The sequence below is a fragment of the Rathayibacter sp. AY1F3 genome (assembly GCF_002931975.1).
Classification (GTDB): domain Bacteria; phylum Actinomycetota; class Actinomycetes; order Actinomycetales; family Microbacteriaceae; genus Rathayibacter.
Genome location: NZ_PSVF01000003.1, coordinates 196,373 through 210,026 on the forward strand (window position 1 = coordinate 196,373; position 13,654 = coordinate 210,026).

Sequence of the window (13,654 nt, forward strand, 5' to 3'; positions counted from 1 at the left end):
CCCGGTGCGACTCCTCCTCGACCTCGACGGCACCCGCTCCGACATCGACCTCGGCCGCCACCGCGACTCCGCGACACTCGGCGAGCTGATCGCCACCGCCACCGGGCACCGCCTCCCGCCCGGGACGGCCCTCGCCGTCGACACCGCCCTGCACCCTGTGGAGACCCGGCTGGCCGATCTGCTGCTGCTCGAGGGAACGCGGATCGCCCGCTCCCCCCTGCCCCGACCTGCCGCGGCCCGCGGGTGGACGGCCGTGCTGTCGGGCGGTCTCGGCGCGGGAGCCGTGGTCGAGATCCCGCGGGGCCGTGCGCTGATCGTGGGCCGCTCCCCGCACGCCGACGTCGTCCTCGACACGGCGAGCGCCTCCTGGGAGCACTTCTCGGTGACCCGCGAGGGCGACGGCCTGCGGGTGCGCGACGCCGACAGCACCAACGGCACTCTGGTCGACGGCGTCTCCGCGACGGGGGACGGGGTCCTGGTCTCCGACGCCGTGGTCGTGATCGCCGGTGGGGCGGCTCTCCGCCTGCGCCCCGCGCCTCCCGAGCTCCTCGCGCCCGAGCCGGGGAGCACGGACAACGTCACCGCGACGGCGACCGTGCCCTTCAACCGGCCGCCGCGACCGGGACGTCCGGCGGCCGGCGAGGCGGTCGTCCCGCCGGCCCGCCTCGAGATCGCCTCCGCGACGACCTTCAGCGTGATCACCGTCGCCGCGCCGCTCGTCCTCGCCTTCGCGATGGTCCTCATCATGGGCGATGCGCGCTACGCCCTCTTCGCCGCGCTCAGCCCCGTGGCCGGGGTGGGCATGTGGTTCGAGCAGCGGCACCGGCACGCCCGAGCGACCCGGTCCGAGGAGCAGCGCTACGGCGAGGCGCTGCAGACGCTCCGCGACGACATCGCCCGTTCCGCGCGTGTCGAACGGGCCCGCCTCGAGGAGGACGCGCCCGACCCGGCGACGACGATCCGCCGGGCGGCGCTGCCCGCCACGTCGCTGTGGCAGCGGCGCGCGACCTCCGCCGATGTGCTCCGCCTGCACATCGGCGTCGGCGACGTCCCGTGGTCTCCCCCGCTCGATCAGCGCGGAGTGCCGCGGCTCGAGGAGGAGGTGCGCGCGATCCTCGCGGTGAGCGTCGTCCCGAGCGCGCCGGTGTCCATCGATCTCGCGGACTCGGGCGTCGTCGGGATCGTCGGCGACCGCGAGGGCGGCCTCGCTCTGGCGAGGAGCCTGCTCTGCCAGGCGGCGGTCCACTGCGGTCCGGCCGACCTGGCGATAGGGGTGTTCTGCGACCGGCGACGCGACTCCGACTGGAGCTGGGCCTCCTGGCTCCCCCACACGCGTCTGCCCGGGGGCGGACGCCGCCTCTCCGACCGGCGCGACCGCAGCTCCGAGCTCCTCCGCGCCCTCCGCGACGAGGACTCGCCGCGCGTGCTCCTGGTGCTCGACTCCGACGTGCTGACCGAGGGACGCGCCGCTCCGGCGCGCGAACTCCTCGGACTCGGCCGCGGCGAGCGCGAGGCGGCGACCCGGATCTCCGGCCTCGTCCTCGCGGCGTCGGAGGAGCATCTCCCCGCCTTCTGCACGGTCGTCGTCCGGGTCGGAGCGGACGCCTCGGCGCTCCTCTCCCGGCCCGACGAGCGGATCACCGTCGAGGACGTGGTGCTCGCCGGTCTCGCCTCCTCCACGGCCGAGCGCTGTGCGCGCGACCTGGCGCGCTTCGAGGACCCGGAGCTCGTCACCGCGGGGGCGGCCCTCTCCGCGCTCGTGCGGCTGCCGCCGCTCCTGGGCGCCGATCGTCCGACCGCCGCGGACGTCCGGGGGTGGTGGTCGAGCGCCCGGGGCGTGCGCGCGCCCGTCGGCTCGTCCGAGCACGGTCCGCTCGTGCTCGATCTCGTCGCCGACGGCCCGCACGGCCTGGTCGGCGGCACCACGGGCTCGGGCAAGAGCGAGTTCCTGCGCTCCTTCGTGGCCGGCCTCGCGGCCTGGAACGATCCGACGCGCCTCACCCTCGTGCTCATCGACTTCAAGGGGGGTGCAGCGTTCGCGTCCTGCGAGCGGCTCCCGCACACGATCGGCACCATCAGCAACCTCGACGCCCAGCTCGCCGACCGCGCGCTGCGCTCGCTCCAGGCCGAGATGCGGCGTCGTCAGCGGCTCTTCGCCGCCGCCGGCGAGGGTGTCGACGACCTCGACGCGTACTGGGCCACCTCGCCGCCGGAGCCGATGCCGCGGCTCCTGCTCGTCGTCGACGAGTTCGCCGTTCTCGCGAAGGAGCATCCCGACGTCCTGACGTCCCTCGTGAGCGTCGCCGCGGTCGGCAGGACGCTCGGCGTGCACATGATCCTCGCCACCCAGCGTCCTGCCGGAGTGGTGAACGACGACATCCTCGCCAACACCAACCTCCGCGTCGCCCTCCGGGTGCAGAGCCGGGACGACTCCGCCGACGTGATCGGAGTCGCGAGCGCGGCCGGGATCTCCCGCTCCCAGACCGGCCGAGCGTATGTGAAGCGGGGCCAGAACGACATCTCGCCCGTCCAGACGGCGCTGGTCACCGGTCGCGCGGAGGCGTCGGCCGTCGAGGCGATCGAGGTCCGCCCGGTCGGACCCACGGGCGTCCCCGTCGAGGGCCCCTCCCCGGTCGCCGCCGACGAGACGGCCCCGACCGATCTCGACCTCCTGATCGACGCGGTGGTCGAGGCGGACGCCGCTTCGGGCTTCGGCCCTCCCCGCCCGATCTGGCCGGAGCCGCTCGAGGACACCGTGGCCCTCAGCGGGTTCGGTGCGGAGGAGTCCGACCTCGGTCGCGTCGTCGGCGACGTCCTGCACGTCGCACTCTCGGACGACCCTGACCGGCAGCGCCGGACGCCGACCGGCTGGGATCTGGGCGAGGGGAACCTGCTCCTCATCGGCATCCCCGGCAGCGGCACCAGCACGGCGCTCGCGTCGATCGCGCTGACGGCCGCCCGCCACTTCCCCCCGGACGAGCTCGACCTCTACGTCCTCGATGCCGGTTCCCGCGACTCCGCCCCGCTCGCGCGACTCCCGCACACCGTCTCCTACGTCGGCGCAGGTGGCGGATCCCACGAGAAGCAGACCCGGTTCCTCCGTCACCTGCGCGACGAGGTGCGCCGGCGCCGAGCATCGCCCGGGGGCCACCGTCGTGCGCTGGTGCTCGTCGACGGTCTCGCCACTCTGAAGGACGAGTTCCAGGACTGGGAGGGCCTGGCTCTGATGGAGGCGTTCACCCGCGCCTACGCCGACGGACCGGAGCTCGGCCTGCACTTCGCGGTGACGAGCACCCGGGCGAGGGCGGTCCCCGCGGTGATGGAGGAGGTCACGACGCAGAAGTGGCTGTTCCGCCTCGCCGACCCGCAGGACTACGCCGCCGCCGGGGTGAAGCCGGTGCAGGCGCCGGCAGCGGTGCCGGGGCGTTGCGTTCTCACCTCGTCGCTCCTGCAGACGCAGGTCGCGACTCCGAGGGCCGGTCTCGACGACGCGATCGCCGAGCTCGCGGCCGCCTGGCCGGATGCGCGCCGCAGGACGAACACGGTCGGCACGCTTCCCGAAAGGGTCGCCGTGAGCGCGCTCGGTATCGAGGCCCGCTTCGATCGCGAGCCGTGGCTGCTCCCGATCGGCCTCGGCGAGTCGGACCTCGCCCCGCTGGCGTTCCAGGTCTTCGAGGGCGAGCACGTCGTCATCGCCGGACCCGCCCGATCGGGCAAGTCGACCGTGCTGCTCGCCCTGGCCGAGGCGGCGCGGGCCGCCGGCTCGGTCGCCGTCTGGGGAGTGTGCGATCGACGCTCCCCGCTGAGGGGCGCCGACCTCGACCGACTCGCCGTGGGCGCGGAGGAACTCCGCACCCTCCTCGCGTCGCTGTCGACGGAGGAGGGCCCCGTGCTGCTCCTCCTCGACGACGCCGAGCGCTGGGACGACACCGACCAGGCGCTGATGAGGCTGGTCTCGTCGGGTCGCCCGGGACTCTGCGTCGTGCTGGCCGGCCGGTCGAGCGAGCTCCGCAGCCATTTCGGGAACTGGACGAAGAAGGCGGCGGCCTCCCGCTCCGTGCTGCTGCTCCAGCCCGACGTCGACAACGACGGCACTCTCCTCGGCGCGCAGATCCCGCGGCGCTTCCCCGTCCCGCCCACGATGGGCCGCGGCTTCGTCAGCCTCGACGGCGAGATCCACTTCGTGCAGTCGGTCTCGCCGACGCCGGCGGACGGCGGCTGATCAGCCCTCGGGCGGGTGATCGCGCCTCCGCCACCGAGTCGATCGGCGCGTCCTCCTCGAGAGCGCTCCGACGACCCCGAGACGCACCGATGGAGGAGCGCGGAGGAAGGAGCGCGGAGACGACGAGCACGTCCCGCCCCCGCTCGCCGGAGCACGCAGGGGCGCGACGGCCGGTCAGCTCCCTCCGCCGGCGGCGAAGATGTTCTGCGAGATCGTCGCCAGCTGGCTGCGCAGCTCCTCGAGCTCCTGCTTGGCCTTCTCGAGGGCCGACTTCGTCTCCGGCCAGGTCGACGAGCGGAACTGCGAGGCCAGCGGACCGTCCCAGACGTTCGGATCGGACAGTGTCCGCCCCTGCGCGTCGAGCCGGCTGATCTGATCGGCGAGGCCGCCGTTGACGATCGACTGGATCTGCTGGATCGCGGACTTCGCCTCGTCGGTCGAGAGAACACGTGACATGGATCACACCTTTCTACCCCTGCGGACGGGACCGTCCCGCCCGTTCCCCACTCCACCGTCGTTTCATGAGGATGTCTCGTCATGATAGAAGGCAAGACAGCACAGCGGCTCGCGTGGCGTCGACGGCTCGACACTGGCGCGGGAGGTCGACTCACTCGCGAGTGGTGATCGCGAAGGGACTGCTCGAGAGGTCCGAGAACGCGCCCACTCGGGCGCGCAGCTCGCAGGACGGAGTCACCGTGAGGGCGGTCACCGTCAGCCCGTCGGACGACACGGCGACCGCGCCGCTGCAGCCGTCGCTGAACCGCACGCCCTCCACTCCGCCCGCGATCGCGTCGAGCATGCTGCTCGCCGGCGCGGACGACGGCGTCGCGAGCAGGGGGTTCACGGGGTCGGCCCCGCTCGGCCAGACCGGCACCAGCGTCACCGGCAGCGGGGTCCGGCCGACCGTCCGCGCGGGAGTCTCGATCCGCACATCCCGCAGCCGCTGCACGGGATACGCCGTCCCGGTGACCGCAGGGTCGGCCACGGCCTGTGCCGTCGCAGACGCTGCCGCCGCCAGCCACCCGTCCAGGGCGCTCTGCTCGGCCACCGCGATCGGCACGGTCGCCGTGACGTCGACGATCCCCTGCGCCGGGACGTGCAGGTCCGTCAGGCTCCAACCGCAGCCGACCCCGACTCCGGTGACGCTCGGCCGGTTGCGCACCGCCGTCACTCCGGACCAGCTGGCCGCGGGGCACGCCGCCGCGGCGTCCGGGCCCGGCAGCACCTCGAGGAAGGACCCCGAGAGGGGCGCGCTCTGGGCGGAGTAGGAGATCTCGACGACCACGGCCCGTCGCTCCGCGTCCCAGGTGGCCGATCGCGTCGCTCCGAGGCCCGTCGGCAGCGGCCGGTCCTGCTGCCGGGCCGACAGGTCGGCATCCGGCGCCGAGGCCCGTGCTCCGCCGCCGCGCGGCTGGACGGCGAGGAGCACCGCCCCGATGAGCAGGACGCCGGCGCCGAGGGCGGCGAGGATCATCCGCAGACGTCCGCCGCGCCCCCGCCGAGCTGGAGCCTCGAACGGCCGTTCCACCAGGCGCAGCTCACGGCGCCGCACCGGGCGGAGCACGGTCGCCTGCGACGACGGGCCGAGCTCGGGAGCGGGCCCCTCCTCTACCGGCTCCGACGACATCTCCACCGCCATCCCGCGGAGGACCGTGCCCGGGCGCTCGGCCTCCTCGAACTCCGCCGCGCCCGCCGCGAGCGGCAGCGCCGGCAGCCCGGCCAGCGCCGGGGAGAGGCGTCGCAGGATCCCCGCCGCCTCCGCAGCCGTCGGCCTTGACGCCGGATCCTTCGCGAGCATCCGGTCCAGGAGCGACGCGAGCCGCGGCGGCAGATCCAGCGGCGGCGGGAGCATCGCGACGTGCCGGTAGGCGACCGCGACGTCGGCGCCGGGACCGGCGAGGGGGGTCCGGCCGCACAGCAGCTCGTAGAGCAGGATCCCCGTCGAGTAGACGTCGCTCGGCGGGCCGGCTTGTCCGGTGGCGAGCATCTCGGGCGAGAGGTACTCCGGCGTCCCGATGACACCCGTCGTCGCGCGCGGACCCTCGGCGACCACATGAGCGATGCCGAAGTCGGAGACGCGGACGGCGGAGCCCGCATCGTCCGCACCCTCCGCGAGCAGGACGTTGTCGGGCTTCACGTCCCGGTGGACCGTGCCGATCGCATGCGCGGCGGCGAGAGCGTCGAGGATCGAGGCCGCGACGGGCAGCGCATCGACCGCCGGGAGGGTGCCCTCGTCCCGCAGCAGCTCCCGCAGTGATCCGCCGCCGACGAGCTCCATCACGATCCCGAGCGTCTCCCCCTCCACGACGAGGTCGAGCACCTCCACGACGTGCGGGTGCCGCAGACGGGTGAGCACCGACCTCTCACGGACGAACCGCTCGACCAGGCCCGCGTCGTGCACGTGCTCACCGCGGAGGAGCTTCGCCGCGCGGTCCGGCCCCTGCGCGTCAGCGACGCGCCACACCTCGCCCGCGGCACCCGAGCCGATCCGCTCGAGCAGGCGGTAGCGCGCCCCCAACGGATCCCCAGCACTCCTCGCCATGCCGCCTCCCGATCCGAGCTTCCGTCATCTTCGAGAGGAAACATAGCGGAGACCGCTCGGGCGGATCAGCGGTGGCGCATCGGCCGGATCAGAACCCCTCGTTGGCGCGCGGTGCGTAGTCGGCGCCCAGCGCCTCCAGCTCGTCGGCGGTCAGCTCCACGTCCAGCGACGCGACCGCGTCGTCGAGGTGGTGGAGCTTCGTGGCTCCGACGATCGGAGCGGTGACCGCCTCCTGCTGCCGGACCCAGGCGAGCGCCACCTGCGCACGAGGCACGCCGCGCTGCTCGGCGATGCGTGCGACGGTCGCGACGGTCCGCCGGTCGGCCTCCTCCTGCTGGCGGTAGAGGGTGCCGCCGAAGACGTCGGTCTCGGTGCGCGCCGTGGTCTCGTCCCAGTCGCGGGTGAGCCGGCCCCGGGCGAGCGGCGACCACGGGATCACGCCGACTCCCTGGTCGACGCAGAAGGGGTGCAGCTCGCGCTCGTCCTCGCGCTGGATCAGGTTGTACTGGTCCTGCATCGAGACGAACCGCGTCCAGCCGCCCAGATCCGCGGTGTACTGCGCCTTCGCGAACTGCCACGCCCACATGCTCGAGGCGCCGATGTAGCGCGCCCTGCCCGAGCGGACGACGTCGTGGAGCGTCTCCATCGTCTCCTCGATCGGCGTCTCGGGGTCCCAGCGGTGGATCTGGTAGAGGTCGACGTAGTCCGTGCCGAGACGCCGGAGGCTGTCGTCGATCGCGCTGAGGATGTGCCGCCGCGAGAGGCCGCCGCCGTTGGGGCCGGAGCGCATCCGCCCGTGGACCTTCGTGGCGATCACGACCTCCTCGCGGACCGCGAAGTCCGCGAGCGCCCGGCCGACGAACTCCTCGCTCGTGCCGTCGGAGTAGACGTCCGCCGTGTCGAACGTGGTGATCCCCAGGTCCAGCGCCCGCCGGAGGAAGGTCCGCGACTCCTCCTCGCCCATGCTCCAGCCGTGGGCCCCGCGGTCGGGAGCGCCGAAGCTCATGCAGCCGAGGACGATCGAGGAGATCTGCAGGCCGCTGGAGCCGAGTCGGGTGGAGTCCATGCGCGTCGCTTCCGTGTCGAGGAGGGGGTCCCTCCAGCGTCGCACCCGCGAGCGGCGGCGCGCCAGCCGTCCGGCTACACGGCCGGATCGCGACGAGTGGCGGCGACCACGCTCGGGAGGAACAGCGCGACGACGGCCACCACGGCCGGCGCCAGCAGCGCCCAGCCGATGTCGGGCACGGCGTACTGGCCCTGGAAGGCGCCGAGCGCCACGGCCATCATCACCAGCTGGATCGTCAGCGCCGACGCGCGCATCCAGCCGCGCCGTCGCACGGCGCCGAGCGTCGTCGCGGCGGCCCAGCACACGGCGATCAGCGCGAGGACGACGATGGCGATCCCTCCGCCGACCGTGTCGGCCCGGGTCGTCAGCAGCTCGAGCACGAGCCACGCCGCTACCCCGGCGACGGCGAGCGTCTCGAGGGCCAGGACCGCGATCAGCACCACCAGACCGAGCGGCCGGGAGGCGGTCGGGCGGGGTCCGCGGGACCCGTTCGCGTCAGCGGTCACAGGCACATCCCATCCAGGACTCTTGATTCGGGCTCATCCCCGTGACAGGCTAGTCCAGTTCGTTTCACCGCTCACAGGGTCGTGGGTTTCCGCCGATGTGAACATCCGATCCCGCCGCGCCGTCAGGCACGGGGGCGAGCCGGATGACCAGCACTGGAGCCGGGTGGCCGACGCAGTGCTCGCGCATCGCGTCGAGTGCACCGGCAAGAACCGAGCGCTCTCCCGTCCACCACCCCGATCCACCCCGCGCTCCAGCACGGGGCCTCGTGGCGTGCGCCGGTGAGGGCGCGGAGGTCGAGTACTGGTCGGGATCGTCGGCGTGGATCGATCATCCCACCCGAACACTGCGTGGTTCCTCCACGCACGCCTTCACACAAGGAGCACCCGCATGGACTGGCGCGACAAGGCCGCTTGCCTCACCGCAGACCCCGAGCTTTTCTTCCCGGTCGGCAACACCGGCCCGGCCGTGGACCAGATCGAGAAGGCGAAGTCGGTGTGCGCACGCTGCACCGTCACCGAGGTCTGCCTCCAGTACGCCCTCGAGACCGGCCAGGACTCGGGCGTGTGGGGCGGCCTCAGCGAGGACGAGCGTCGCGCCCTGAAGCGCCGCGCCGCTCGCGCACGCCGCGCCTCCTAGGCGCACGAGCCGCTCGGCGGCACGAACGACCCCGACCCCCGTCGCCTCTCGGCAGCGGGGGTCGCGTCGTCTCCGGGCTCAGGAGCGGGCGCGCTCCAGCCACCGCAGCGGCACCTCGATGGTGACCTCGGTGCCGCGCCCGACCAGCGTGTGCCAGTCGATGGTGCCGCCGAGCTCGCCCTGGATGAGCGTGCGCACGATCTGCGTGCCCAGGCCCGATCCGACCTTGCCCTCCGGCAGCCCGACGCCCGTGTCGCGCACCTTCACCGTGAGCTCGTCATCGCTGCGCGAGGCGACGATCTCCACGTCGCCCTCCCGTCCGGCCAGGCCGTGCTCGACGGCGTTGGTGACCAGCTCGGTCAGGGCGAGGGCGAGCGGAGTCGCGTACTCGCTGGGCAGGTTGCCGAAGCTCCCCGTCAGCTTCGGGTGCACCGTGGTGTTGTGGGTCGAGGCGACCTCGGCGATCAGCAGCAGCACCCGGTCGAAGACCGCGTCGAAGTCGACGTTCTGGTTCAGCCCCTCCGAGAGCGTGTCGTGCACGACCGCGATGGCGGCGACGCGGCGCATCGCCTGCGTGAGCGCCTCCCGGGCGAGGTCGGAGTGGGTGCGCCTGGCCTGGATCCGCAGCAGCGAGGCCACGGTCTGCAGGTTGTTCTTCACGCGGTGGTGGATCTCGCGGATCGTCGCGTCCTTGGTGATGAGCTCCCGCTCCTGGTGGCGCAGCTCCGTCACGTCGCGGCACAGGACGACGGCGCCGACCCGCTCGCCGCGGTCGCGGATCGGGATCGCGCGCAGCGACACCGTCACTCCGCGGGCCTCGATGTCGGTTCGCCACGGCGCCCGGCCGGTCACGACCAGCGGGAGCGACTCGTCGATGACGACCTTCCCCGCGATCAGCTTCGTCGTGACCTCGGCGAGCGACTCCCCCTCGAGCTCGTCGGCGAAGCCGATGCGGTTGAACGCCGAGAGGGCGTTGGGGCTCGCGAACGTGGTGACGCCGTCGACGTCCAGGCGGATCAGGCCGTCGGACGCGCGCGGCGCCCCGCGGCGAGGACCGGTCGGCGCGCCCAGATCGGGGAAGTCGCCCGAGGCGATCATCGAGAAGAGGTCGTTCGCGCAGTCGTTGAACGTCAGCTCCTGCCGGCTCGGCGTGCGCGTCTCGCTGAGGTTGGTGTGGCGCGTGACGACCGCGATGGGGCGGTCCGTCGTCCCGCCGTCGGAGGCCCCCAGGCGGCGCAGGACGGGCACCGCGCGCACGCGGGTGGGCGTCTCCTCGAACCAGTCCGGGGCGGAGGTGTCGACGATCCGCGCGGTCTCGAACGCCTCGACGACCTGGGCACGCCACTCCGACTTGATCCTCTGCCCGACGAAGTCGCGGTAGAAGAGCGTCGCCGCGCTGCTGGGGCGCGCGTGGGCGACGGCGACGAAGCTGTCGTCGGCCGTGGGCACCCAGAGCACGATGTCGGCGAAGGCCAGGTCGGCGAGCAGCTGCAGGTCGCCGACGAGCAGGTGCAGCCATTCGACGTCCGCTTCGTCGGATCGGCCGTGGGAGAGGACGAGGTCACTGAGGGTCGACACCCGACAAGCCTAGGGCGCGGCCGGGCGGCGCACGCCGGGCTCGCTGTCCACAGCTCGGGACGGCCGACGATTATCCACAGTCTGCGCCTCTGCACTCCATGAGCATCCCTCGACTGCTTCGATGAGGTCGTCCTCGCGTGCCGACCCAGCGCGCCCCGCCCGTCGAGCAGAGAGGTGACCCGGACCCGTGAACAGCTCGTCCTGCCCCAGGAGATCGCCGCATGAGCCTTCCCCTCCACGCCTTCGACTACCGCACCCTTCCCCTCGACCCCGAGGCGGCCGTGGAGCGGCTCACCCTCGCGGAGTTCTTCGCCCCGCAGCCTGCGACCCGCGCGGAGCTGCCCGACCCGGAGCCCCTGCTCGCCCGGCTCACGCACCTCGTGATCGAGATCCTGGAGGGCTCGCGCGAGATCGACCAGATCGCGCGGTGGCTGAGCGACGAGGTCTACCACCACCTGCAGAAGCGGATCGTGCTCGCGGCTCGCGCCCGCAGCCTGCGGAAGCGGACGGCGCAGCGCGTCCCGTTCACGGTCGGACGGGTGATCGTCACGGAGCCGCGGGACGGTGTCGTCGAGGGAGTCGTGCTGGTGCATCACCGCGCACGGAGCCGGGCCGTCGCGATCCGGCTCGAAGGCACGGACGCGCGCTGGCGGGCCACCGCGATCAACGTGCTGTGAGGAGCGGGTCAGCGCTCCCGGGCGGCCGCACCGGCCGGGAGCACGATCTCCACTCCCCTGTCGCGCAGGGCCTCCTCGAGCTCCGGGGGCGGCGGGGCGTCGGTGACGAGATAATCCGCGCGACCGAGCTCCGCGACCTGGGCGAAGAGCTTCCGGCCGAACTTGGTCTGATCGGCGAGGATCGCGACGCGCTCGCAGCGGGCGATCATCTCGCTCATCATCACCCCCTCCGCGAAGTTGCTGGTCGAGTAGCCGGTCTCGGCGGAGACGGCACCGACGGAGATGAGGCCGATGTCGCAGTGCAGATCGACCGCGGAGCCGGACTCCGAGAAGGCGAAGGCCACGGGCCCCACGGTCGACTGACCGCCCAGCCGCACGGCACCGCCGAAGACGAAGAGGTCGCGGCAGACCTTCGAGCCGATCTCGGCGGGGATGCGCAGATTGTTGGTCGCGATCGTCAGCTCGCGGTGGTCGTTCAGGTGGCGGGCGACAGCCAACGAGGTCGTGCCGGCGTTGAGCATCACGACGGCGCCGTTCTCGATCAGTCCCGCACCGAGCGCGCCGATCCGCTCCTTCGCGCCGCGCTGCAGTCCGAGCCGCACGTCGAGGCGCTTCTCGGTGGCCGGCATCACGGAGAGGGAGACCGCGCCGCCGTGGGTGCGGACGAGGTAGCCGTCGGCGTCGAGCTGGTCGAGATCGCGCCGGACCGTGTCCGCCGAGACGGCGAAGCGGCGGGCGAGAGCGGCCACCGTCACCTCCCCCGCCTCGGCCACGTAAGCCGCCAGATCGGCCTTGCGCCCTGCGGGGAGGCGCAGCGGAGCGTCGTTCGCGGACGGGGTGCGCTCGGTGACGGACATGGGGGCTTTCTAACACCGAGCCGCACGAACCTGCAACTCGACCGCCGGAAACCGCAGCGGTTCCGCATCGCTAGCCGCCGGATGTCGCACATTGCGGCACTTTCCTGCCGGATCTTGCAGTCGAGTGCGCGTGGAGCTACATTCACAGAACACAAGCGCACAAAGGCGCATACAACAGCAGAACACTGCAGAGTCGCAGAGGAGTCTCATGAGCAAGGGTGCTCGGATCAGAAGAGCCGTCGTCATCACCGTGAGCGCGGCGTTCGCCGCGACGATGGTCACCGGCTGCAGCCAGGGCGGGGGATCCTCCGACGCCGGAGGAGACGTCACTCTCGAATTCGCGCAGTGGTGGGAGCCGGAGCTCCCGGACGGCGCGCTCCGCGGACTGATGGACGACTTCGAGAAGGCCAATCCCGGCATCACCGTCGACCTCCTGAGCGGGCCGTACGCGTCCACCAAGGAGCAGCTGTTCGCCGGAGCGGCCGCCGGGACGATGTCCGACGTGGTCGGGCTCGACGGCGCGTGGATCAGCGACTTCGCGAAGCAGGGCGCGCTGGCCGACCTGGGCCCGCTCCTCTCCGGCGCGGGTTTCGACGAGAGCCAGCTGTCATCGAAGGTCGTCGTCGACGACAAGACCGCGATGGTGCCGGTCGTCAACTTCGTCTACCCGCTCTTCACCAACGACGCGCTCCTCGCGGAGGCCGGCGTCACCGCTCCGCCCTCGACCCGCAGCGAGTTCGAGTCCGCGGCGAAGGCGATCACCGCTCTCGGCGACAACACGAGCGGCTGGGTCCTCCCCCTCTCCAGCGACGCTCCGAACGGCATCCAGAACGACGTCATGTCATGGGTGTGGGCGTCCGGCGGCAGCATGCTGAAGGACGGCGCTCCCGACCTGACCAACGACGACGTCACCAGCGCGATCGACTACATCGCCCAGCTGAACGAGGACGGCGTCATCGCGCCCGGGGCAGCGACGATGAAGGAGCAGGACAAGGTCGAGGAGTTCACGAACGGCCGTGTCGGCATGATGATCGACTCGCTCTCGCACATCGAGTCGATCCGCGAGTCCAACCCCGATCTGACGTTCAGCATCTCGGCCATCCCGGCCGAGGACGGCTTCAGCGGCGAGCGCGGCATCCCCTACGCCTCGTGGGGTCTGGGCGTCTCCGCCGCGAGCGAGCACCCGGCCGAGGCCGCGAAGCTCGTCTCGTTCCTGATGAGCTCCGAGACCAACTCGACCCTCTCCACCCTCGCGAACGCGTTCCCCGGCAACACGACGTCGACGCCGGACTTCTCGCAGAGCGACGACCTCTACAAGCAGGCCTTCGACATCTACTCGGCGGGCTACCCGGCGAACGAGTTCGTCGGGCTCCCGGTCGCCGAGCAGCTGATGCGCGAGTTCGACGAGCAGCTGCAGGGCGCCCTCACCGGCGACCAGTCGGTCGACGACGCCCTGGAGAAGGCACAGGAAGCCTGGCTCGGGGAGTTCTGACCTCTGTGACCCCCTCCCTCCCCACCGCGCCGCGGGGCGTCTCCCCCGCGGCGCGGTGGGGAGGGAGGGGGTCACAG

General features: G+C 72.5%; 10 protein-coding genes. 4 read left to right on the forward strand and 6 right to left on the reverse strand.

What is annotated here, in order from left to right:
* The first annotated feature begins 4 nt into the window (after window positions 1-4).
* Window positions 5-4,222: an FtsK/SpoIIIE domain-containing protein gene (locus C5C39_RS03745; RefSeq protein ID WP_104352700.1), complete on the forward strand. Its 4,218-nt coding sequence runs from the start codon at window positions 5-7 to the stop codon at window positions 4,220-4,222.
* Between the two features lie 174 nt (window positions 4,223-4,396).
* Here the strand turns inward: C5C39_RS03745 and C5C39_RS03750 are convergent, their stop codons facing one another.
* From C5C39_RS03750 to C5C39_RS03765, 4 genes are all read right to left on the reverse strand, one after another.
* Window positions 4,397-4,678, reverse strand: coding sequence for a pyrophosphorylase (locus C5C39_RS03750; protein WP_104224124.1), 282 nt, complete (start codon window positions 4,676-4,678; stop codon window positions 4,397-4,399).
* Between the two features lie 151 nt (window positions 4,679-4,829).
* Window positions 4,830-6,764: a serine/threonine-protein kinase gene (locus C5C39_RS03755; protein WP_104352701.1), complete on the reverse strand. Its 1,935-nt coding sequence runs from the start codon at window positions 6,762-6,764 to the stop codon at window positions 4,830-4,832.
* An 88-nt stretch (window positions 6,765-6,852) separates the two neighbouring features.
* On the reverse strand, window positions 6,853-7,830 hold the full coding sequence (locus C5C39_RS03760; RefSeq protein ID WP_104283369.1) for an aldo/keto reductase: 978 nt from the start codon (window positions 7,828-7,830) through the stop codon (window positions 6,853-6,855).
* Window positions 7,831-7,904: 74 nt separating this feature from the next.
* Window positions 7,905-8,336 carry a hypothetical protein gene (locus C5C39_RS03765; protein ID WP_104255262.1) on the reverse strand — a complete coding sequence of 144 codons (432 nt, stop codon included), beginning with the start codon at window positions 8,334-8,336 and terminating at the stop codon, window positions 7,905-7,907.
* Between the two features lie 388 nt (window positions 8,337-8,724).
* On the opposite strand from C5C39_RS03765, the gene C5C39_RS03770 reads away from it, so the two are divergent.
* Complete coding sequence (locus C5C39_RS03770; RefSeq protein ID WP_055788231.1) at window positions 8,725-8,973, forward strand: WhiB family transcriptional regulator; 249 nt, start codon at window positions 8,725-8,727, stop codon at window positions 8,971-8,973.
* A gap of 78 nt (window positions 8,974-9,051) precedes the next feature.
* Here C5C39_RS03770 and C5C39_RS03775 read toward each other — a convergent pair whose 3' ends face one another.
* On the reverse strand, window positions 9,052-10,551 hold the full coding sequence (locus C5C39_RS03775) for a sensor histidine kinase (RefSeq protein WP_104224128.1): 1,500 nt from the start codon (window positions 10,549-10,551) through the stop codon (window positions 9,052-9,054).
* A 221-nt stretch (window positions 10,552-10,772) separates the two neighbouring features.
* On the opposite strand from C5C39_RS03775, the gene C5C39_RS03780 reads away from it, so the two are divergent.
* Complete coding sequence (locus tag C5C39_RS03780) at window positions 10,773-11,228, forward strand: Rv3235 family protein (RefSeq protein ID WP_219813312.1); 456 nt, start codon at window positions 10,773-10,775, stop codon at window positions 11,226-11,228.
* Between the two features lie 8 nt (window positions 11,229-11,236).
* Here C5C39_RS03780 and C5C39_RS03785 read toward each other — a convergent pair whose 3' ends face one another.
* The gene (locus C5C39_RS03785) at window positions 11,237-12,085 is read right to left on the reverse strand and encodes a DeoR/GlpR family DNA-binding transcription regulator (RefSeq protein ID WP_104239351.1); all 849 of its coding nucleotides are present in this window, start codon (window positions 12,083-12,085) and stop codon (window positions 11,237-11,239) included.
* Between the two features lie 208 nt (window positions 12,086-12,293).
* On the opposite strand from C5C39_RS03785, the gene C5C39_RS03790 reads away from it, so the two are divergent.
* Window positions 12,294-13,577: a sugar ABC transporter substrate-binding protein gene (locus C5C39_RS03790; protein WP_104352702.1), complete on the forward strand. Its 1,284-nt coding sequence runs from the start codon at window positions 12,294-12,296 to the stop codon at window positions 13,575-13,577.
* Window positions 13,578-13,654: the final 77 nt, after the last annotated feature.